At 74.8% G+C, this 21,000-nt stretch carries 18 protein-coding genes and 1 tRNA gene; 11 read left to right on the top strand and 8 right to left on the bottom strand.

From position 1 onward, the window contains the following. Window positions 1-44 precede the first annotated feature (44 nt). The 3 genes from ACI798_RS05300 to ACI798_RS05290 are packed head-to-tail and all read right to left on the bottom strand — an operon-like array spanning window position 45 to window position 2,024. Window positions 45-587, bottom strand: a complete 543-nt coding sequence (locus tag ACI798_RS05300) for an N-acetyltransferase family protein (protein ID WP_456940297.1) — start codon at window positions 585-587, stop codon at window positions 45-47. Between the two features lie 2 nt (window positions 588-589). Beyond that, complete coding sequence (locus tag ACI798_RS05295) at window positions 590-1,678, bottom strand: alpha/beta fold hydrolase (RefSeq protein ID WP_456940296.1); 1,089 nt, start codon at window positions 1,676-1,678, stop codon at window positions 590-592. Continuing rightward, on the bottom strand, window positions 1,599-2,024 hold the full coding sequence (locus ACI798_RS05290) for a hypothetical protein (RefSeq protein ID WP_456940295.1): 426 nt from the start codon (window positions 2,022-2,024) through the stop codon (window positions 1,599-1,601). The genes ACI798_RS05295 and ACI798_RS05290 overlap by 80 nt, the downstream gene beginning before the upstream one ends. Window positions 2,025-2,142: 118 nt before the next feature. Between ACI798_RS05290 and ACI798_RS05285 the strand changes: the two genes are divergently transcribed. Continuing rightward, entirely contained in the window at window positions 2,143-2,913 is a 771-nt protein-coding gene (locus tag ACI798_RS05285; RefSeq protein WP_457047406.1) for an SDR family NAD(P)-dependent oxidoreductase, read from the top strand. A gap of 45 nt (window positions 2,914-2,958) precedes the next feature. Here the strand turns inward: ACI798_RS05285 and ACI798_RS05280 are convergent, their stop codons facing one another. Beyond that, on the bottom strand, window positions 2,959-3,852 hold the full coding sequence (locus ACI798_RS05280; protein WP_456940293.1) for an alpha/beta fold hydrolase: 894 nt from the start codon (window positions 3,850-3,852) through the stop codon (window positions 2,959-2,961). A gap of 80 nt (window positions 3,853-3,932) precedes the next feature. Continuing rightward, entirely contained in the window at window positions 3,933-5,084 is a 1,152-nt protein-coding gene (locus tag ACI798_RS05275; RefSeq protein ID WP_457047405.1) for an endo-1,4-beta-xylanase, read from the bottom strand. Window positions 5,085-5,252: 168 nt separating this feature from the next. On the opposite strand from ACI798_RS05275, the gene ACI798_RS05270 reads away from it, so the two are divergent. The 4 genes from ACI798_RS05270 (at window position 5,253) to ACI798_RS05255 (ending at window position 10,085) form a co-directional block, all read left to right on the top strand. Further along, window positions 5,253-6,266 carry a LacI family DNA-binding transcriptional regulator gene (locus ACI798_RS05270; RefSeq protein ID WP_456940291.1) on the top strand — a complete coding sequence of 338 codons (1,014 nt, stop codon included), beginning with the start codon at window positions 5,253-5,255 and terminating at the stop codon, window positions 6,264-6,266. Window positions 6,267-6,421: 155 nt separating this feature from the next. Beyond that, window positions 6,422-7,117, top strand: coding sequence for a polysaccharide deacetylase family protein (locus ACI798_RS05265; RefSeq protein WP_457047404.1), 696 nt, complete (start codon window positions 6,422-6,424; stop codon window positions 7,115-7,117). Window positions 7,118-7,206: 89 nt separating this feature from the next. After that, window positions 7,207-8,679: an AAA family ATPase gene (locus ACI798_RS05260; RefSeq protein ID WP_457047403.1), complete on the top strand. Its 1,473-nt coding sequence runs from the start codon at window positions 7,207-7,209 to the stop codon at window positions 8,677-8,679. Between the two features lie 326 nt (window positions 8,680-9,005). Further along, a complete protein-coding gene (locus ACI798_RS05255; protein WP_457047402.1) occupies window positions 9,006-10,085 on the top strand; it encodes a hypothetical protein in 1,080 nt (359 codons plus the stop codon). A gap of 87 nt (window positions 10,086-10,172) precedes the next feature. On the opposite strand, the gene ACI798_RS05250 is transcribed toward ACI798_RS05255, so the two are convergent. From ACI798_RS05250 to ACI798_RS05240, 3 genes are all read right to left on the bottom strand, one after another. After that, a tRNA-Arg gene (locus tag ACI798_RS05250) sits at window positions 10,173-10,244 on the bottom strand. A gap of 50 nt (window positions 10,245-10,294) precedes the next feature. Next, window positions 10,295-10,996: a DUF305 domain-containing protein gene (locus tag ACI798_RS05245; RefSeq protein WP_456940287.1), complete on the bottom strand. Its 702-nt coding sequence runs from the start codon at window positions 10,994-10,996 to the stop codon at window positions 10,295-10,297. 7 nt (window positions 10,997-11,003) lie between these two features. Next, window positions 11,004-11,696 (bottom strand): DUF3105 domain-containing protein, encoded by a 693-nt coding sequence (locus tag ACI798_RS05240; protein ID WP_457047401.1) that lies wholly within the window; start codon window positions 11,694-11,696, stop codon window positions 11,004-11,006. 347 nt (window positions 11,697-12,043) lie between these two features. Between ACI798_RS05240 and argS the strand changes: the two genes are divergently transcribed. The 6 genes from argS to rho all read left to right on the top strand — a co-directional run bounded on the left by argS (window position 12,044) and on the right by rho (window position 20,991). Next, complete coding sequence (argS, locus tag ACI798_RS05235; RefSeq protein ID WP_457047400.1) at window positions 12,044-13,705, top strand: arginine--tRNA ligase; 1,662 nt, start codon at window positions 12,044-12,046, stop codon at window positions 13,703-13,705. After that, the gene (gene lysA / locus ACI798_RS05230) at window positions 13,702-15,189 is read left to right on the top strand and encodes a diaminopimelate decarboxylase (RefSeq protein WP_456940284.1); all 1,488 of its coding nucleotides are present in this window, start codon (window positions 13,702-13,704) and stop codon (window positions 15,187-15,189) included. The genes argS and lysA overlap by 4 nt, the downstream gene beginning before the upstream one ends. Then, window positions 15,186-16,484 (top strand): homoserine dehydrogenase, encoded by a 1,299-nt coding sequence (locus tag ACI798_RS05225; RefSeq protein WP_457047399.1) that lies wholly within the window; start codon window positions 15,186-15,188, stop codon window positions 16,482-16,484. The genes lysA and ACI798_RS05225 overlap by 4 nt, the downstream gene beginning before the upstream one ends. Continuing rightward, window positions 16,481-17,560 carry a threonine synthase gene (gene thrC, locus ACI798_RS05220; RefSeq protein WP_456940282.1) on the top strand — a complete coding sequence of 360 codons (1,080 nt, stop codon included), beginning with the start codon at window positions 16,481-16,483 and terminating at the stop codon, window positions 17,558-17,560. Before ACI798_RS05225 ends, thrC begins: the two co-directional genes overlap by 4 nt. A 30-nt stretch (window positions 17,561-17,590) precedes the next feature. Then, window positions 17,591-18,505 (top strand): homoserine kinase, encoded by a 915-nt coding sequence (gene thrB, locus ACI798_RS05215; protein ID WP_456940281.1) that lies wholly within the window; start codon window positions 17,591-17,593, stop codon window positions 18,503-18,505. A 242-nt stretch (window positions 18,506-18,747) separates the two neighbouring features. Then, on the top strand, window positions 18,748-20,991 hold the full coding sequence (rho, locus tag ACI798_RS05210) for a transcription termination factor Rho (RefSeq protein ID WP_456940280.1): 2,244 nt from the start codon (window positions 18,748-18,750) through the stop codon (window positions 20,989-20,991). The last annotated feature ends 9 nt before the right edge of the window (window positions 20,992-21,000 follow it).

Here is a 21,000-nt window from a genome sequence, read left to right as displayed (position 1 = left end):
CCTGCAGGGAGGCCGGAACAGCGGCAGGTGCTGCGTGCCGACCGTCAGCTGAGGTCCTGGCCCAGCGCCTCGTCCAGGCCGACGGTGGCCATGCCCGACCAGGTGTCGTCGACGTGGTGGGCCAGCACCATGAGGTCGCGCAGGTTCCCCTCGCGGTCCCGGACGTGGTCGCGCAGCAGCGCCTCCCCGGTGAAGCCCAGGTCGGTGAACAGCGCCAGCGCCGCGCCCTGCTCGGCGACGACCTCCACGACCAGCTTCGCCAGCCCGTCCCCGACCGCCGTCACCAGCGCCTGCCGGGCGAGCTGCCGGCCCAGGCCCTCGCCGCGCCGGGTGGGGGAGACGACCAGCCGCACCTCCCCGACGTGCGAGGACCAGCCGGGCAGCGGGCGCACCGCGACGTACCCGGCGACCTCGTCCCCGTCCAGCGCCACGAACCGCCGCCCGCCCGCGCTGCCCGACGCCCAGGACCGGACGACGTCGGGGTCGGTGACCTCCTCCTCGATGAAGGTCAGGTCGCCCTCGGGCAGGCTCCCGAAGAAGCGCAGCAGCGCGTCGCAGTGCGCCGACCCGAGCTCGACGACGTCCACGCTCAGTCCTCCCCGACCTCGTCGCTGCGCTTCCTCAGGAAGCCGATGATCTCCGGCACCGTGGTCTTCGCCGCCGTCCGGCCGACGACCAGGCCCATGTGTCCCGCGTTGAGCCGCAGCTCGTGCTTGTCCTCCGAGCCGACCAGGTCGATCAGCGGCGCGGTCGCGTCCGGCGGGACGATGTGGTCGCGGTCGGCGCGCACGGTGAGGAACGGCAGCCGGATGTCGGACAGGTGCACCGGGTCCCCGGCGACGGTCAGCCGGTCGGTGACCATCCCGTTGTCACGCACCAGCATCTGCACCGTCTCGCGGGCGGCCGCGCCGGGGAACGGGATGTGGTCGTCGGACCAGCCGGTCATCGCCTGGTAGGCCGCCACGTACTCGTCGTTCCAGAGGCGCTCCCACAGCGTCACGTACCGGGTGACCTCGGAGGTGGGGGTGAGGGTGCGGAACCCCTGGACGACGACCCGCGGCGGCACGTTGCCGTCCTCGTCGACCACGTCGTCGACGTCGAGGCCGCCGCGGAAGACGTCCGCCATCGGCCCCATCTGCGTGAAGTCGACCGGGGTGGCCAGCACGGTGAGGCTGCGGACCGGGGCGTCCGGGTGGTGGGCGGCGTAGAGCAGGGTCAGGTTGCCGCCGAAGCAGTAGCCGAACAGGTTGACCTCGTCGGCGCCGGACAGCTCGCGCACCCGTTCGACGGCGGCGGGGATGTAGTCGTCGACGTAGTCCTCGAGCCGGTTCTGCGCGTCCCGCGCGTCGGGCTCGCCCCAGTCGACCATGTAGACGTCGAACCCCGCGTCGAGCAGCTGCTCGACGAAGGAGTTCCCCGGCGTGAGGTCGAGGATGTAGCTGCGGCTGATCAGGCTGAACACGATCAGCAGCGGCGGCGAGTACCGGACCTTGTCGCTGCGGTAGTGCCACAGCTGGGTGCGGCCGCGCTCCCAGACGACGTCCTTGGGCGTCAGCCCCACGCCGGGCCGGTCGACGCCGGCGACGAGCTTGATGCCGTTACGCGCGCGGAGGGCGTTGCGCTCCACGTCGCGGCGGACGCGGTCGAGGACCGCCTGGGGACTGGGCACCGTCGGCATCGGCTTCCTCCGAGGTCGAGGGGGGCGGGACGTCCGCCGTCCGGGGACGGCGGCGCTCGTTGTCCAGCTGCACGGTCAGTCGCCGGACCTCGCGGTCGAGCGCGCCGACCTGGGCGCGCAGCCGGGCGAGATCGGTGCCGGCGGGCAGGTTGACCAGGTGCCAGGCGCGCGCGGAGACGCCGCGGGCGGTGTCCTTCGCCAGCGTCTGCGCGCGGCGCAGCAGGCCCACCCCGACGGCGAAGTACGGCGTGCGCACCAGGTTCTCCGCGTGCGGGGTCACCCGCTTCTCGGCGGCGTCGTACGCCTGCCGCCACAGCGGGGGCCCCGGCGGTGTCGGTGACGACATCGAGTTCCTCCTCAGCGGGACCGGCTACCCGCCGGGCCTCCTACCCGCCCGCGCGGTGATCTACCGCACAGCGCCGTTACGGTCCTGGGGACGGTGCGGCGCGGGAGAGGAGACCACGGTGGCGGACAGGACGATCCTGGACATGTTCCGGCTCGACGGGAAGGTGGCGATCATCACGGGGGCGTCGTCGGGGCTGGGCGTGGTGTTCGCCCGGGCGCTGGCCCAGGCCGGGGCGGACGTGGCGCTGGGCGCCCGCCGCGAGGACCGGATGTCCGCCACGAAGGAGGCCGTCGAGGCCGAGGGCCGGCGGGCGATCACCGTGCGCACCGACGTCGCCGAGGTGGAGGACTGCCAGGCGCTGGTCGACGCCACGATGGCCGAGTTCGGCCGGGTCGACGTCCTGGTCAACAACGCCGGCATCGGCACCGCGGTCCCGGCCACCCGGGAGAAGCCCGAGGAGTTCCGGTCGGTCATCGACGTCAACCTCAACGGCTGCTACTGGATGGCCCAGGCCTGCGGGCGGGTGATGAAGCCGGGCAGCTCCATCGTGAACATCTCCAGCATCCTGGGCCTGACCACCGCCGGGCTGCCGCAGGCCGCCTACGCGGCGAGCAAGGCCGGCCTCATCGGGCTGACCCGCGACCTCGCCCAGCAGTGGACCGGCCGCAAGGGCATCCGGGTCAACGCGCTGGCACCGGGCTTCTTCGCCTCGGAGATGACCGACCAGTACCCCGAGGGCTACCTCGACCAGCAGATGGGCCGGGTGCTGGCCGGCCGCGCCGGCGACCCGATGGAGCTCGCGGCCGCCCTGGTCTTCCTGGTCAGCGACGCCGGCGGCTACGTCACCGGGACGACGATCCCGGTGGAAGGCGGCATGCTCACCAGCTGACCGGGTCCCGGGGCCCCGCCTCGTGCGGCGGGGCCCCGGTCGCACTCAGCGGCCGTCCGCGCGCGCGGCGAGCTCGGTGATCCGGTCGACCAGCTGCGGCCACACCTCGCGCGGCAGGTCGTGGCCCATCCCGTCGACGACGAGCAGCTCGGCGCCGGGGATCGCGGCCGCCGTCGCCCGGCCGCCGGACACGTTGACCAGCGCGTCGTGCTCGCCGTGGACGACGAGGGTGGGGACGGCGACCCGTGCGAGGTCGGCGGTGCGGTCGGGGCTGGCCAGGATCGCGGCGAGCTGGCGGGCGACGCCGGCCGGGTTGTGGGCGCGGTCGAACGACAGCCCGGCCCGCTCCCGCAGCCCGTGCTCGTCGAACTCGAAGCCGGGGGAGCCGATGACCCGGTAGGTGTCGACCGCACGCTGCACGGCGCTCTCCCGGTCGGTGGCCGGCGGGGCGAGCAGGACGCCGATGGCGGCCTCGGCGGGCGCGCCGACGGCGGGGTCGCCCGTCGTCGACATGATCGAGGTGAGGCTGCGGACCCTCTCCGGGTGCCGGACGGCCAGCGACTGGGCGATCATCCCGCCCATCGAGGCGCCGACGACGTGGGCGCTGTCGATGCCCAGCGCGTCGAGGAGGGCGGCGGTGTCGTCGGCCATGTCGGCGAGGCGGTAGGGCACCTTCGAGTGGTCGCCGCCCATGACGGCGAGGACGTCGGGCGCCCCGGCGTCGTCGAGGTGGGTGGACAGGCCGATGTCCCGGTTGTCGAACCGGACGACGTACAGGCCGCGCTCGGCCAGCATCCGGCAGAACTCGTCGGGCCAGCCGATCATCTGCGTGGCCAGTCCCATGACCAGCAGCAGCGGCGGGTCCCCGGCCGAGCCGAAGGTCTCGTAGGCCAGCTCGACGTCGCCGGCGCGGGTGGTCTGCACCCCGGTGTGCTCCATGCTCCGCACGCTAGCCCCGGACGCGCGACCGCCCGGCACCGGACGGGACCGGTGCCGGGCGGCGCGAGGGGGCGGGACGGTCAGCGCTCGGTGACCTGCCGGCCGGGCCGGGCCTCGGCCAGCAGCTCCTGCAGGCGCTCGTAGGCCGGCTTGGGCGCGTACTCCTCGTCCATCACGGTCGCCTCGCCCTCGGCGGGGAAGAACACCGGCACCCAGGAGTACTTGTCGGTGAAGCCCCAGAGGGTGAAGGAGTTGCAGTCCTCGACGGCGAGGCACGCCTCCAGGGTCCGGCCGTAGTAGTCGGCCTGCTGCTCCAGCTGCCCGGCGGTGGGCTCGCCGCCGGGCGGCAGCACCATGCGGACGTCGAGCTCGGTGATGGCGGTCTCCAGGCCCAGGTCGTCGAAGCGCTGCAGGTTCCGCTGCAGGTCGCCCGGGAACCCGTACTGGATGCTCAGGTGCGCCTGTGCGGAGAAGCCGTCCACGGGCACGCCCTGGGCCTGCAGCTGCTGGATCAGCGCGTGGTAGGCGTTGCTCTTGGCGTTGACGCTCTCCACGCCGTAGTCGTTGAAGAACAGCTTGGCGTGCGGGTCGGCCTCGTGTGCCCAGCGGAAGGCGTCGGCGATGATCCCCGGGCCGAGCTCGCGGATCCAGATGTTCTCCTCGGTCCGGAGGTTCCCGGCCCCGTCGAAGATCTCGTTCGCGACGTCCCACTGCTGGATCTGGCCCTTGTAGCGGCCGACCACCGTCTGGATGTGCTCGCGCAGGATCTCGCGCAACTCCTCGGCCGAGAAGTCGCCCTGCTCCAGCCAGGCCGGGTTCTGGCTGTGCCACAGCAGCGTGTGGCCGCGCACGACCTGGTTGTTCTGGCGGGCGAAGGCGACGATCTCGTCGGCCGGCCCGAAGTTCCAGCGGTCGCGCTCGGGGTGGATGAACTCCCACTTCATCTGGTTCTCGGGCGACAGCGAGCTGAACTCCTCGCCCAGGATCTCGGTGTACTCCGCGTCGTCCGGGAACGGCGGGGGGTAGTCCATCGTCTCGTGGTGGCCGCCACCGGCGACGGCGCTGCCGATCACGAGGTCCTGCGGCGCGAGGCGGCGCAGGCTGTCCTGCTTGTCGTAACCGGGCGCGGTCGCGGTGCCCCCGCCCGCCGGCGCGGCCCAGGCCTGGGCGCCGGTGGACAGCAGGGCAGAGGCGGCGCACGTGGCGGCGGCCAGTCGGAGAACTCGCTTCACGGTGTCCCTCCAAGGACGTCCGGTGCGCGGGCACGGCCCTGTGGCCCGCGTCACTTCCGGAAGTTACCGGAACGCAACCGGTCATCCGCAAGGGGGGTGGGCGGAACGGGAGCGCCCGTGTTGGCCGCTCCACGGCCGTAGGCTGATCGTCGGCCCGGAGGAGGGGACGTGACGGACACCCAGCGCCATGCCGTGACGATCTCCGAGATCGCCGCGAAGGCCGGCGTGTCCGTGCCCACCGTCTCCCGGGTGCTCAACCACCGGTCCGACGTCGCGCCGCACACCCGGGAGCGGGTGGAGCGGCTGCTGCGCGAGCACGGCTACCAGCGCCGCGGCCCGCACCGGGAGGAGCGGGCGGGGCTGGTCGACCTGGTCTTCGACGACCTCGACAGCCCGTGGGCGCTGGAGGTCATCCGCGGCGTCGAGCAGGTCGCGCACGCCGCCGGGGTGGGCACCGTCGTCTCCGCCGTGCACCGGCGGCGCAGCTCGGCCCGGCAGTGGCTGGACAACGTCCGGGCGCGGGCCAGCGACGGCGTCATCCTGGTCACCACCGCGCTCGACCCGGACCTGCACACCGAGCTGCGCGGGCTGCACCTGCCGGCGGTCGTCGTCGACCCGGCCGGGCTGCCCGACCTCGACGTCCCCACGATCGGTGCGACCAACTGGGCCGGCGGGGTCGCCGCCACCGAGCACCTCACCGCCCTCGGCCACCGGCGGATCGCCCACGTCGCGGGCCGCCCGGGGCTGTGGTGCACCCGCGCGCGGCTGGACGGGTACCGGGCCGCGCTGGACGACGCGGGTCTGGCCGCGGACCCGCAGCTGGTCGTCCCCGGCGAGTTCGACTACGCCTCGGGCGCCCGGGCCGCCGCGCAGCTGCTCGAGCTGGCCGACCCGCCCACCGCGGTCTTCGCCGCCAGCGACCAGATGGCGCTCGGCGTCTACGAGGCGGTGCGCCGGCGGGGGCTGCGGGTCCCCGACGACGTGAGCGTCGTCGGCTTCGACGACCTGCCGCAGGCCGCGTGGTCCTCACCGCCGCTGACCACCGTGCACCAGCCCCTCGGGCAGATGGGGGAGCTGGCCGCCCGCACGGTGCTGCGGCTGGTCAACGGCGAGCGGCTCGAGGGACCGAAGGTCGAGCTGGCCACCCGGCTCGTCGTGCGCGACAGCACCGCGCTCCGCTGACCCGCCCCGCCGCGACTCGCCGTCCCGACCTCGCCGGACGCCTCCCACCGTCCGGCCGCGCTTGCTGATGGCTGTGACGGGTGCCACGCTCGGCCGGGCTCGCTTCCGGAAGTTCCCGGAAACGAGCCGCCCCCCGACCGTCGACAGGAGTTCCCGTGCGCCGTCCCGCCCGCCTGGTCCGCCTCGCCGTCCCCGTTCTCACCGCCGGTCTCCTCCTGGCCGCCGCGCCGCCGGCGCAGGCCGGGCAGCCCACGACCGACGTCGTGACGACGACCCGGCACGACGACCGGTCGGTCGCCCTGACCTTCGACGACGGGCCCAACCCGCCGGACACCTACCGCCTGCTCGAGGTCCTGCGCGAGCACCACGTGAAGGCGACGTTCTGCCTGTGGGGCGACCACGTCCGCGAGTACCCCGAGGTCGCCCGGGCGATCGCCCGCGACGGGCACACGCTGTGCAACCACACGATGCACCACGACGACATGGCCTCCTGGACGCCCGAGCAGGTCCGCGCCGACCTCGAGGCCACCTCGGCGGTCATCCGCGATGCGGTGCCCGGCGCCTCCATCCCGTTCTTCCGCGCGCCCTACGGCAGCTGGGGGCAGACGCCGGAGGTCGCCGCGGAGCTGGGCATGCAGCCGCTCGGCTGGGCGCTGGCCGTCGGCGACTGGGAGCCGCCGGGCACCGACGAGCTGGTCCGCCGCGTCGTGGACGGGGTCACCCCGGGCGCCGTCGTCCTGGTGCACGACGGCGGCGGCGACCGCAGCCAGACCGTCGACGCCGTCGACCGGCTGGTCCCGCTGCTGCGCGAGCAGGGCTGGCGCTTCGACCGCCCGGCCAGGACCGCCTGAGCGCGAGCCGGCCCGGGTTTCCCGGCGACACGCCGGGCCGGCCGTCGCTACGCTCCGCCGCCACGTGGGTCGAGGAGAGCGGGGTCGCGGTGGCGGGAGCGTCGGAGGACGAGGTCAGGGAGTTCGCCGCGGGGCTTCGGTCCCTGCTCGACTGGCTGCAGCTGTCCGCGCACGGGACGGGCAACGAGGTCGTCGCGCTGGTGCAGCGGACGCTCGGCCCGGCCGGCCTCGGCCAGTCGGTCGTCGCCCGGGAGCTGCCGCCCTTCGAGCACGTCAACCTGCAGACCGCGCTCGACGCGTGGAGCGCCGCACCCGGGCGCTCCGTGGAGGTGCGCGGCGTCGTGCTCCCGCCGCACTACGTCGGCATCGACCTGCAGCAGCTGATGACCGGTGAGGCGCTGCCGCCGGTCCGGCTGAGCGCGCCCGCGGTGGTCGACCTGCCGAACGGGCCGGGGTCGACGCTGGCCTGCCTGCGCCTGGCGCTGCTGCTCGTCACCGACGACGACGGCCGCTACGTCCTGCTGGTGCAGGAGGCGGGGGAGCACCGGCCGACGATGAGCGTCGAGGTGGCCGGCCTGCCGGTGCAGCGGGCGCAGGCCGTCCTGGCCGAGCTCGACCGGCTGCGCCGCGAGCTCAACGTCTACCGGGGCCGGCTGGTGGAGGTCACCCCGACGCCGACGGGCCAGGTCGCGCTCACCTTCCTGGACCCGCCGGACCTCACCCGCGACGACGTCGTGCTGCCCGCGGCCGTCCTCGACCGCGTCGAGCGGCACGCCGTCGGGGTGGCCGGGCACCGCGCCGGCCTGCGGGCCGCCGGCCAGCACCTCAAGCGCGGGCTGCTGCTCTACGGCCCGCCGGGCACCGGCAAGACGCACACCGTCCGCTACCTGCTCGGCCGCATGGGCGACTACACCCGGCTGCTGCTCACCGGTCGCTCGCTCGGCGTCGTCGGCTCGGTCACCGAGCTCGCCCGCGAACTGCAGCCGGCCGTGGTGGTGCTCGAGGACGTCGACCTCGTCGCCGCCGACCGCTCCTTCGGCCCCGGCGGCAGCCCGGTCCTGTTCGACCTGCTCGACGCGATGGACGGCGCCGCGCCGGACGCCGACCTGCTGTTCGTGCTCACCACCAACCGGGCCGACCTGCTGGAGCCGGCGCTGGCGGCGCGCCCGGGCCGCATCGACGTCGCCGTCGAGGTCGACCTCCCCGACGCCGCGGCCCGCCGGCAGCTGCTGCTCCTCTACGGCCGGGCGGTGCCGTTGCGGCTGACCGACGACGACGTGACGCGCGCCGTCGACCGCAGCGAGGGCGTGACGGCGTCGTTCCTCAAGGAGCTGCTGCGCCGCGCCGTGCTCGAGGCGCTGCACGAGCAGGACCCGCTCGTCGCGGTCACCGCGCAGCACCTCGACCGCGCCCTCGACGACCTGCTCGACTCCACCCAGCAGGTCACCCGCACCCTGCTCGGCGTGGGCGCCGAGGGTGCGGTGGCGGACGGCGGCGGCGCGCAGCCCGGCCTCGCGCCCGTGCACCTCGGAGGCGGCTACCGCCCCTTCCGCCCGCGGTGACCCGGGCTCCGGCGCGTCCCCGCCCCGGGGCGCACGGAACGGTTCCGGATCTGCCTCGTCACCGCTACCGTGCGTCGGGCCACCGCGACATCGCGTGGCGCAGGCACGGGGGCCGGCGTGATGGGGGACCTCGTGGGCATCACCGGTGACGGCTCGTGCGGGAACTGAGCCGACGGGCACTGTTCGGCTGGGCGGGGGCGTCCGTGCTCGCCGCCACCGGCTGCGGTGCGGGAGTGCGTTCCTTCACGGCGGCCACGGAGAGGGCGTCCGCGCCCGCCACGTCGGCTCCTCCGCGTCCCGGACCCCCGCCGGCCAGGGCACCCGCGGTGCGGCTGATCGGCGACGGGTCGACGGCCGACACCGGACCGCAGCCCCACCAGCCGGTCCCGTGGCGGCTGTCGCCCGGCGAGCGCCCGCCCCAGTTCGTCGTCTTCTCCTGGGACGGCGCGGCCAACCTGTCCACCGGTCAGTTCCCCCGGTTCCGGCGGCTGGCGCAGGAGCTCGGCGCGTCGATGACCTTCTTCCTCACGGGGCTGTACGCGCTGCCGGCCGACCAGCGGATGCAGTACGCCCCGCCGCGGCACCCGGTCGGCTCCTCCGACATCGGCTTCCTCTCGACCCAGGAGGTGCTCGACACCGTGGCCGAGGTCCGCCTCGCCTGGCTGGACGGGCACGAGATCGGCACCCACTTCAACGGCCACTTCTGCGGTGAGACCGGCGTCCGGCTGTGGTCCCCGGAGGACTGGACCAGCGAGATCACCCAGGCCAAGCGGTTCGTGCAGACCTGGAAGACCACCACCGGCCGCAGCGACCTGCCGCCGCTCCCCTTCGACTACGACGTCGAGCTGATCGGGGGCCGCACCCCGTGCCTGGAGGGCCAGGACGGGCTGCTGCCCGCCGCCGGGGCGCTGGGGTGGCGGTACGACGCCAGCTCACCCGGCGGGCAGCAGGTCTGGCCCGGGAAGAAGCTCGGCCTCTGGGACTTCCCGCTGCCGTCGGTGCCCTTCCCGGGCACCGATCCGGGCTCGGGCGGCAGCGTGCTCGCCATGGACTACAACGTCATGTACCGGCAGACCCAGGGCGACGTGTCCGGCGACCCGGCGATGTACGGCACCTGGCGGCTGCAGGCCCGGGACGCCTACCTGGCCGGGTTCGAGCGGGCCTACACGACCAACCGCGCGCCGTTCTTCGTCGGCAACCACTTCGAGCAGTGGAACGGCGGGATCTACATGGACGCCGTGGAGGACGCCCTGCGGGCCGTCGCCGGCCGGCCCGAGGTGCGGCTGGTGTCCTTCCGCCAGTTGGTCGACTGGCTGGACGCCCAGGACCCCGCCGTCCTCGACCGGCTGCGGACCCTGCCCGTGGGCACGGCTCCGGCCGGCGGCTGGGAGACCTTCCTGGCCTGAGCCCGTCCCCGGCGTCCACCGGAGTGGACCGGGCCCGGACACGACGGAGGCCCCGCAGCGACTCGCTGCGGGGCCTCCGACCCGGTGTGCCCCCGGCAGGATTCGAACCTGCGCACCCGCCTCCGGAGGGCGGTGCTCTATCCCCTGAGCTACGGGGGCTCGGGGCAGGAGAGAAGTTACCAGCCCTCCCCGCCCGTCCCGGCGGCGGGTCAGGGCGCCGGCAGCGGCGTCCCGCCCCGCGCGGTCAGCATGCCGACCATCGTCGTCACCTCGGCGGTCTGCGTCTCGGCGATCGAGCGGGCCAGCCTCCGCACGGCCGGCTCGGCGGCGTTCTCCGCGGCGTACTGCGCCATGTCGAAGCCGCCCTGGTGGTGGCGGATCATCAGCCGCAGGAACTCGACGTCGAACGCCGGCCCCGACAGCGACCGCAGGGCGGCGAGCTCGTCCTCGGTGGCCATGCCGGGCATCAGCGCGCCGCCGGAACCGGACGTCGAGGACGTGTCGTGGCCGGCGTGCCCGCCGCCCATCCACGCCATGTGCTCACCGCCGGAGCGGGGGAGACCCCACAGCGCGAGCCAGCCCTCCATCTGCCCGGCCTGGTTGGTCTGGGTGCTGGAGATGTCGAAGGCGATCTGCCGGATCTCGGGGTCGGTGCTGCGCTCGAGGGCCAGGTTGGCCATCTCCACGCCCTGCCGGTGGTGCACCGCCATGTCCCGCGAGAAGCCGGCGTCGACGGAGTCCGCCGTCGGCGTCGCCTCCTGCCCGATGCCGAGCCCCACCGCCAGCCCGCCGCCGAGCGCGACCAGCGCGACGGCGATGACGGCCAGGAGCGCGGCCCGCAGGCCGCGGCCGCGCGGGCGGGGGGCCGGCGCGGGGGTCTCCTGCCCGGGGCGGACGGCGGTGGCGGTCACGGCGCTGTCACTCCGTCGGGGACTCGGTGGAGCCGTCGGCACCCATGGTCGGCGTGGTCGGCGCGTCGGTGGTCGCGCCCGCGCCGCGGCTCGCGTCGCCGACGACGAGCGGGTCGCTGATGAAGGTCGGGTTCTCGCAGCTGGCGCCGACCTCGGGGTAGGCGCCCTCGACCTCGGAGTTGAAGGTGAGGAAGTCGGCGAACTGCTCGATCCGCGGGTCGTCGACGGAGTCGACCTTCAGCTGGTGGTTCCAGGACTGCAGGCTGACCGCGGAGTCCAGGCCGGCGTAGGGCGACAGCAGCCGGCCGGAGACGCCGTCGACCAGCTCGGCGAGCTTCTCGACGTCGTCGCCGGTGACCGCGTCCGGGTCGTACGTGATCCACACGGCGCCGTGCTCCATCGAGTGGACGGCGTTCTCGTGCCGGATGTCGACGTCGTAGACGGTGCCGGTGCAGTCGGCCCACTCGCCGTCGTGAGGCCCGCCGACCGGCGGCGTCTGCTCGTACTCCACCGGGGTGGTGACGTGCTCCTGGCCGGCGGCGTAGTCGAAGCTCTGGATGCCGGAGATCTCGTCGAGGGCATCGATCTCCGCGGCGTCGGACTGCCGCACCTGGACGACGGCGTAGGTGATGGCCGCGGCGGCGAACACCACGACGGCGACGGCGGCGGCGATCAGGCCCCACGGCCGCTGCTGCGTCACCACCTGCGTCGGCGGGCGGGTGCGACCGCGGCCCCCCGGGCGGCCGGCGGGCGGGCGGGCCGACGACCCGCTGCCCGACTTCGCCGTCGACACCGGACGTGCGCCGGACCCGGACCGGCTCGACCCGCCTCCGGCGCGGCCGGCCTCGGGCTTGCGGTCCTTCGCCACGTGCTCTCCTCAGTGATCGTCGAGTGGTGCGTCCGCCGGTCGTGGCGCACGATGGGCGCTCCGGCGCGGCAGGCCTCGCGCCTGCCCCGGCACGCGAGTCTAGGTCGCCCGGCTGTGCGCTCCCTGGCAACGCGGGTGCGGCGGGGAACCGGGTCGCGGCCGCTGCCTACGATGACGCGGTGACACCCGAGCAGCTGCGCGACCTCGTCCGGACCGCGGTCGCGGCGGTCGTCGAGCGCGGCACGCTCGCCGTCGCCGTCCCCGACGACGTCCTCGTCGAGCGTCCCAAGAACCCCGAGCACGGCGACTACGCGACCAACGTCGCCCTGCGCCTGGCCAAGCCCGCCGGCATGCCGCCGCGCGCCGTGGCCGACCTGCTGGCCGAGGAGCTGCGCGCGCAGCCGGGCGTCGGGCGGGTCGACGTCGCCGGTCCCGGCTTCCTCAACGTCACCCTCGCGCAGGGCGCGCTGGGGCGGATCGCCGTGCAGGCGGTCACCGCGGGGGAGGCCTACGGCCGGACCGCCACGCTGGCCGGTCAGCGGCTGGACCTCGAGTTCGTCTCCGCCAACCCGACCGGCCCGGTGCACATCGGTGGCAGCCGGTGGGCCGCCGTCGGCGACGCGATCGGCCGGCTGCTGCAGGCCGGCGGCGCCGACGTGACCCGCGAGTACTACATCAACGACGCCGGCGCGCAGATCGACCGCTTCGCCCGCAGCCTGCAGGCCGCCGCGAAGGGCGAGCCGGTGCCCGAGGACGGCTACGGCGGCGCCTACATCGCCGACATCGCCGCCGCCGTCGTCGCCGAGGTCCCCGACGTGCTCGACCGGGACGACGAGGCGCAGCGGCAGGCCTTCCGCGACCGCGGCGTCGCGCTGATGCTCGACGAGATCCGCCGGTCGATGGAGGGCTTCGGCGTCGACTTCGACGTCTGGTTCTCCGAGAAGTCGCTGTACGACACCGGCGCGGTGGACAAGGCGCTGGCCCGGCTGCGGGAGCAGGGGCACGTCTACGAGTCCGACGGCGCGGTGTGGCTGCGCACCACCGACTTCGGCGACGACAAGGACCGGGTGCTGGTCAAGGCCGACGGCGAGACGACGTACTTCGCCTCCGACTGCGCCTACTACCTGGACAAGCGGGCCCGCGGCTTCGACCGGGTCGTGATCATGCTCGGCGCCGACCACTCCGGCTACGTCGGCCGGTACAAGGCGCTGGTGGCCGCGACCGGCGACGACCCGGACACCCACCTCGAGATCCTCATCGGCCAGCTGGTGAACCTGCTGCGCGACGGCGAGCCGGTCCGGATGAGCAAGCGGGCGGGCACGATCGTGCTGCTGTCCGACCTCACCGACGCGATCGGCGTCGACGCCGCCCGGTACGCCCTGGCCCGCGCCTCGGTGGACCAGACCATCGACATCGACGTCGAGCTGTGGAGCCGGCGCACCAACGACAACCCGGTCTTCTACGTCCAGTACGCGCACGCCCGGATCTCCTCGGTGCTGCGCAACGCCGCCGACCTCGGCCTCGGGCTGGGGGACGCGGACGGCGTCGACCCCGGGCTGCTCACCCACGAACGGGAGAACGACCTGCTCCGGGCGATCGGCGAGTTCCCGCGGGTGGTGTCCTCGGCCGCCGAACTGCGCGCGCCGCACCGGGTGGCCCGCTACCTCGAGGAACTGGCCGGCACCTACCACCGCTTCTACGACGTCTGCCGGGTCCTGCCCCGCGGCGACGAGGAGGCGACGCCACTGACCACCGCGCGGCTGTGGCTGTGCGCGGCCACCGCGGTGGTGCTGCGCAACGGCCTGGGCGTGCTCGGCGTCTCCGCGCCGGAGCGGATGTGAGGGCCCACCCGGCGGGGCCGCTCCACGGCGCCTTCGCCCCGGAGCCCTCGGCCGGGATGCCCCCGGCCGACCTCGGCGCACTCGACCCGCAGGTCTGGCCGCGCACGGCCCGCCGGGTCGACGGCGTGCTGCACCTGGGCGGGAAGCCGGTCACCGAGCTCGCCCGCACCCACGGCACCCCGCTGTTCGTCCTCGACGAGGAGGACTTCCGCGGCCGCGCCGCCGACTTCGCCGCCGCCTTCGACGGCGCCGACGTGCACTACGCCTCCAAGGCGTTCCTCTGCGGCCAGGTGGCCCGCTGGATCGCCGACGACGGCCTGCACCTGGACGCCTGCAGCGGCAACGAGCTCGCCGTCGCGCTGGCCGCCGGCTTCCCCGCCGAGCGGATCGCGCTGCACGGCAACAACAAGTCGCTGGTCGAGCTGCAGCTGGCCGTCGACTCCGGCATCGGCCACGTCGTGCTCGACTCCTTCGACGAGATCGACCGGCTGGTGCCCATGGCCGCGGCGCGGGTGGCCGCCGGCGGCGACCCGGTGCCGGTGCTGGTGCGCACCACGGTCGGCATCGAGGCGCACACCCACGAGTTCATCGCCACCGCCCACGAGGACCAGAAGTTCGGCTTCTCGCTGGCCACCGGCGACGCGCTGACCGCCGCCGTGCGGGTCATCCGCGAGCCCGCGCTGCACCTGGCCGGGCTGCACAGCCACATCGGCTCGCAGATCTTCGACACCGCGGGCTTCGAGGCCGCCGCGCACCGCGTCGTCGGGCTGATGGGGCAGGTCCACCAGGCCACCGGCGAGGTGCTGGAGGAGTTGAACCTCGGCGGCGGGTTCGGCATCGCCTACCTGTCCGACGACGACCCGGTCACCCCCGCCGACGTCGCCCGCCGGCTGCGCACCGTCGTCGCCGCCGAGTGCGCCGCGCTGGACCTGCCGGTGCCGCGGCTGGCCGTCGAGCCCGGCCGCGCGATCGCCGGGCCCGGCACGGTGACGCTGTACGAGATCGGCACGATCAAGCCGGTCCGGCTGGGCGGCGGCCACGGCGGCCCGCAGGTCCGCAACTACGTCTCCGTCGACGGCGGGATGAGCGACAACATCCGCACCGCGCTCTACGACGCGAGCTACACCTGCGTGCTGGCCAACCGCACCTCCGACGCCGCGCCGGCGCTGTGCCGCGTCGTCGGCAAGCACTGCGAGAGCGGCGACGTGCTGGTCCGCGACCTGTGGCTGCCCTCGGACGTGCAGCCCGGCGACCTGCTCGCCGTCGCCGCCACCGGCGCCTACTGCTGGTCGATGGCCAGCAACTACAACTACCTGCTCAAGCCGCCGGTGGTGGCCGTCCGGGACGGCGCCGCCACCGAGATCGTGCGGCGTCAGACACTGTCCGACGTGTTCGCCCTGGACGCCGTGCTGGCCGCGACGCCGGCCCCGTCCCCGGCGATCGACCAGCCCGCGCCCGAGCACCCCGTGGGAGCCCGCTCGTGAAACCGCTCAAGGTCGCCCTGCTCGGCTGCGGCACCGTCGGCAGCGCGGTGCTGCGGCTGGTCGACGAGCAGGCCGCCGACCTCACCGCCCGGGTCGGCCGCCCGGTGCAGATCGCCGGGGTCGCCGTCCGCCGGCCCGACCGGCACCCCGACGTGCCCGCGGACCTGCTCACCACCGACGCGCTCGGCCTGGTCACCCGCGACGACGTCGACCTGGTCGTCGAGGTCATCGGCGGGATCGAGCCGGCCCGCACGCTGGTCCAGGCGGCCATCGAGGCCGGCAAGTCGGTGGTCAGCGCGAACAAGGCGCTGCTGGCCGAGGACGGCGTCGCGCTGCACGCCGCGGCCGCGAAGGCCGGCGTCGACCTGTACTACGAGGCCGCGGTGGCCGGGGCGATCCCGCTGCTGCGCCCGCTGCGCGAGTCGCTGGCCGGCGACCAGATCCGCCGGGTGGTCGGCATCGTCAACGGCACGACCAACTACATCCTGTCCCGGATGGCCGAGACCGGGCACGGCTTCGCCGAGGCACTGGCCGAGGCCACCGAGCTCGGCTACGCCGAGGCCGACCCGACCGCCGACGTCGACGGCTTCGACGCCGCCGCGAAGGCCGCGATCCTCGCGTCGCTGGGGTTCCACACCGCGGTCACCGCCGCCGACGTGCACCGCGAGGGCATCTCGTCGGTCACCGCCACCGACGTCGCCCGCGCCGCCGAGATCGGCTGCACGGTGAAGCTGCTGGCCATCTGCGAGCGGGTGCCGGGCAACGGGGACGGGGAGGGCGAGTCGGTCGCCGTCCGCGTGCACCCGGCGATGATCCCGACGTCGCACCCGCTGGCCGCCGTCGGCGGGGCGTTCAACGCCGTGTTCGTCGAGGCCGAGGCCGCCGGGCAGCTGATGTTCTACGGGCAGGGCGCCGGTGGCGAGCCCACCGCGAGCGCCGTGCTCGGCGACCTGGTCGCCGTCGCCCGCAACCTGGTGGCCGGCGCCGCCGGGGCCGGGCCCACCGCCTACGCCGACCTGCCGGCGCGGCCGATCGCCGAGACGCCCACCCGGTACCACGTCAGCCTCGACGTGGCCGACGTCCCCGGTGTGCTGGCGACCGTCGCGACCGCCTTCGCCGAGCACGGGGTGAGCATCGCCACCGTCCGCCAGGACGGGCACGGCGACGCCGCCACGCTGGTCATCGTCACGCACAGCGCCCCCGACGCGGCGCTGTCGGCGACGATCGCCGCGCTCCGGGAGGTCCCCGCGGTCCGCGGGGTCACCAGCGTGCTGAGGGTGGAGGGTCTGTCATGACGGGGACGCTGCGCGGTGCCGTCTCGCCGTTCTGGCCCGGGCTGATCGAGGCCTACCGGTCGCGGCTGCCGGTCAGCGACACCACGCCGGTGGTCACCCTCCACGAGGGCGCGACCCCGCTGGTGCCCGCCGTCGAGCTGTCCCGGCGCACCGGCTGCGAGGTGTTCCTCAAGGTCGAGGGCGCGAACCCGACCGGGTCGTTCAAGGACCGCGGCATGACCATGGCCATCACCAAGGCGCGCGAGGAGGGCTCGCAGGCGGTCATCTGCGCGTCCACCGGCAACACCAGCGCCAGCGCCGCGGCCTACGCCGCGCGTGCCGGGATGGTCTGCGCCGTCCTCGTGCCGCAGGGCAAGATCGCGCTCGGCAAGCTCGCCCAGGCGCTGGTGCACGGCGCCAAGCTGCTGCAGGTCGAGGGCAACTTCGACGACTGCCTCGCGCTGGCCAGCAAGCTGGCGATCGACTACCCGGTCAGCCTGGTCAACAGCGTCAACCAGTACCGCATCGAGGGGCAGAAGACCGCCTCGTTCGAGGTCGTCGACGTCCTCGGCGACGCCCCCGACGTGCACTGCCTCCCGGTGGGCAACGCCGGCAACATCACCGCCTACTGGCAGGGCTACCGCGAGTACGCCGACGACGGCACCGCGACCAGGCGCCCGCGGATGTTCGGCTTCCAGGCCGCCGGCGCCGCGCCCATCGTCACCGGCCAGGTGGTCGAGAACCCGAGCACCATCGCGACGGCGATCCGCATCGGCAACCCGGCGTCGTGGACGAAGGCGCTGGCCGCCCGCGACGAGTCCGGCGGCCGCATCGACGCCGTCACCGACCGCGAGATCCTCGCCGCCTACCGGCTGCTCGCCCGCGGCGAGGCGGTCTTCGTCGAGCCCGCCTCGGCCGCGTCGGTCGCCGGGCTGCTCAAGGTGGCCGCGGCCGGGGAGCTGGAGCCGGGGCAGCGCGTCGTGTGCACCGTCACCGGCAACGGGCTCAAGGACCCGGAGTGGGCCATCTCCGGCGCGCCCGCCCCGGTCACCGTGCCGGTCGACGCCGCCGCGGCCGCCGCGCAGCTGGGCCTCTGAGTGGCCGCTCGGTCCTCCGTGCGGGTCCGCGTGCCCGCGACCAGCGCCAACCTCGGTCCCGCGTTCGACTGCGCCGGCCTCGCGCTGACCCTGCACGACGTCGTCGAGTTCGCCGTCGCCGACTCGGGGCTCACCGTCGAGGTGTCCGGCGTCGGCGCGGGGGAGCTGCCCACCGACGAGCGGCACCTGGTCGTGCGGGCCTTCCGCGCCGCGTGCGAGCGGCTCGGCTGGACGCCGCCGGGCCTGTGCGTGCGCGCGGAGAACGCGATCCCTCAGGGGCGGGGGATGGGCTCGTCGGCCGCGGCCGTCGTCGCGGGCGTGGTCGGCGCGTTCGAGCTCTGCCCCGACGTCGACGTCCGGGACGACGACGCCGTGCTGCGGCTGGCCGACGAGCTCGAGGGGCACCCGGACAACGTCGCCGCCTGCCTGCTCGGCGGCGCGACGCTCTCCTGGACGACACCCGAGGGCGCGCGGGCCGACCGGCTGCCGGTGAGCGAGGACGTCGTGCCGGTGGTGCTGGTGCCCGGTGCGACGCTGTCGACGCACACCGCGCGCACACTGCTGCCGGCGTCGGTGCCGCACGCCGACGCCGCGTTCACCGCCGCCCGCGCCGCGCTGCTGGTGCACGCGCTCACCGCGGAGCCCGGGCTGCTGCTCGAGGCCACCGACGACCGGCTGCACCAGCGGCAGCGCGCGGCCGCGATGCCGGACACGATCGCGCTGGTCGACCGGCTGCGCACCGCCGGCCACGCCGCCGTCGTCTCCGGGGCGGGGCCCAGCGTCCTCGTGCTCGCGCGGCGGCGCCCCGGCGACGTCCCCGGCGACCCGGCGGCCGTGCGCGAGGTGACCGGGATCACCCCGGACGGGTGGCGCGTGTACCCCCTCGAGGTGGACCACGACGGCGCCTGCGTGGTGGGAGTGGCGCCTGGGGTATCGTCTTCGTAACGAGGAACACTCCGCTGGTCAGCGGTGTTGTCCCGTCCGTGGGGCGAGTCCTAGGCTTGCTGCGTAGCCGCCCCTCGGGCGAGCCTCGCGCGGAACGTGCAGACGACCTTCCTGTCGACGCTGATCCCCGCTCCGCACCCACTGGATCCGCCGTCCCCCCTGTCCCGAAACAGACGGACGGGGCGGCGCCGGGTCACCTCCTGCGCTGGTAGGCGCAGGTCACCGCAGGGAAGGACCTGTACGTGAGCGAAACCACCGACCTCGCCACCACCGGCGTCCCCGAGGGCGCTGCGGGCGAGGCACCTGCGGCCTCCGGCACGGCGGGCCGCTCCCGCCGCCGCGGCAGCGGGCTCGCCGGCATGCTGCTCCCCGAGCTGCAGCGGCTCGCGGCCGAGCTGGGCATCCCCGGCACCGGCCGCATGCGCAAGGGCGACCTCGTCGCCGCCATCTCCGCCCGCCAGGTCGGCGGCGCGGCGCCGGGCAGCGTCCCGGCGCCCGGCGCTCCGGCCGACGCGGCCCCGAACGTCCCGGCCTCGCGGGGCGCCGACACCGTCGCCGCCACCGCCACGCCGGTCGAGGCCCCCGTCTCCGGGGGCGCCAACGGCGGTCCGGTGACCGCACCGGCCACCGACGCCCCGGCCGAGGGCGCCCCGCGCCGCCGGCGCGCCTCCAGCCGCCCGGCCGGTGCCCCCACCGCGGAGGCCCCCACCGCGGAGGCGCCCGCCGCCGAGGCTCCGGCCGCCGAGGCCCCGGCCGCCGAGGCTCCTGCTGTCGCCGCGCCGGTCGCCCCGCCCGCGGAGCGGACCGAGGGCGAGCGTCCCGCCGGTGACCGCACCGATGGTGACCGCGGCGACGGCGACCGCACCGACGGCGACCGCCCGGCCCGCAACCGGGACCGCAACCGCACCCGGGACGGCCGCGACACCCGCGACGGCGACCGCGCCGAGCGCGGCACCCGCGACGGCAACCGGGACGGGCAGCGCGACGGCACCCGGGACGGCGACCGCGCCGAGCGCGGCAACCGGGACGGGCAGCGCGACGGCACCCGTGACGGCGACCGCGCCGAGCGCGGCAACCGGGACGGGCAGCGCGACGGTGCCCGCGACGGCCAGCGCGACGGCCAGCGGGACGGGCAGCGCGACGGGCGCGGCCCCGACCGCGGCGAGCGCACCGACCGCAACGCCCGGCCGGACCGCGACCGGAACGACCGCGCCGACAACCGCAACGACGAGGACGACGACGACTTCGAGGGCGGCCGCGGCCGCCGCGGGCGCCGCTACCGGGACCGCAACCGCCGCAACGGCCGGGACCGCTTCGACCAGCCGAGCGAGCCGACGGTCAGCGAGGACGACGTCCTGCTGCCGGTCGCCGGCATCCTCGACGTCCTCGACAACTACGCGTTCGTCCGGACCTCCGGCTACCTGACCGGCCCCAACGACGTGTACGTCTCGCTGTCCCAGGTGCGCCGGCACGGCCTGCGCCGCGGTGACGCCATCACCGGCGCCGTCCGCCAGCCGCGCGAGGGCGAGCGCAAGGACAAGTACAACGCGCTGGTCCGCCTCGACTCGGTCAACGGGCTGGACCCCGAGCAGGCCCGCAACCGGCCGGAGTTCACCAAGCTGACCCCGCTCTACCCGCAGGAGCGCCTGCGGCTGGAGACCGACCCGCACCAGCTGACCACCCGGGTCATCGACCTGGTCATGCCGATCGGCAAGGGGCAGCGCGCGCTCATCGTGTCGCCGCCCAAGGCCGGCAAGACGATGGTGCTGCAGGCGATCGCCAACGCGATCACCACGAACAACCCCGAGTGCCACCTCATGGTCGTCCTCGTCGACGAGCGGCCCGAGGAGGTCACCGACATGCAGCGCTCGGTGAAGGGCGAGGTCATCGCCTCGACCTTCGACCGGCCGCCGTCGGACCACACCACCGTCGCGGAGCTGTCGATCGAGCGCGCCAAGCGCCTGGTCGAGATGGGCCACGACGTCGTCGTCCTGCTGGACTCGATCACCCGCCTGGGCCGCGCCTACAACCTGGCCGCCCCCGCCAGCGGGCGCATCCTGTCCGGCGGTGTCGACTCGACGGCGCTCTATCCGCCCAAGCGCTTCCTCGGGGCCGCCCGCAACATCGAGAACGGCGGCTCGCTGACCATCCTCGCGTCGGCGCTGGTCGAGACCGGCTCGACGATGGACACGGTCATCTTCGAGGAGTTCAAGGGCACCGGTAACGCGGAGATCAAGCTCGACCGTCGGCTGGCGGACAAGCGGGTCTTCCCGGCCGTCGACGTCAACGCGTCGGGTACCCGCAAGGAGGAGATCCTCCTCTCGCCCGACGAGCTGGCCATCGTCATCAAGCTGCGCCGGGTGCTCGCCGCGCTCGAGCCGCAGCAGGCGCTGGAGCTGCTGCTCGACAAGCTGCGCAAGACGCGCACCAACGTCGAGTTCCTCATGCAGATCCAGAAGACGACGCTCGGTCCCGAGCGCGACTAGTTGAAGGAC

It is taken from the genome of Geodermatophilus sp. SYSU D01045 (genome assembly GCF_054050295.1).
Note: the sequence above shows the minus strand (reverse complement) of the source record. Positions and strands in the feature narration are given on the sequence as shown.

Bases quoted from the DNA above. Each gene is read 5' to 3' on its own strand.
- ACI798_RS05280 (WP_456940293.1), bottom strand. From the start codon at position 3,852: ATGGAGCACACCGGGGTGCAGACCACCCGCGCCGGCGACGTCGAGCTG.
- thrC (WP_456940282.1), top strand. From the start codon at position 16,481: ATGACGGGGACGCTGCGCGGTGCCGTCTCGCCGTTCTGGCCCGGGCTG.
- ACI798_RS05295 (WP_456940296.1), bottom strand. From the start codon at position 1,678: ATGCCGACGGTGCCCAGTCCCCAGGCGGTCCTCGACCGCGTCCGCCGC.
- ACI798_RS05290 (WP_456940295.1), bottom strand. From the start codon at position 2,024: ATGTCGTCACCGACACCGCCGGGGCCCCCGCTGTGGCGGCAGGCGTAC.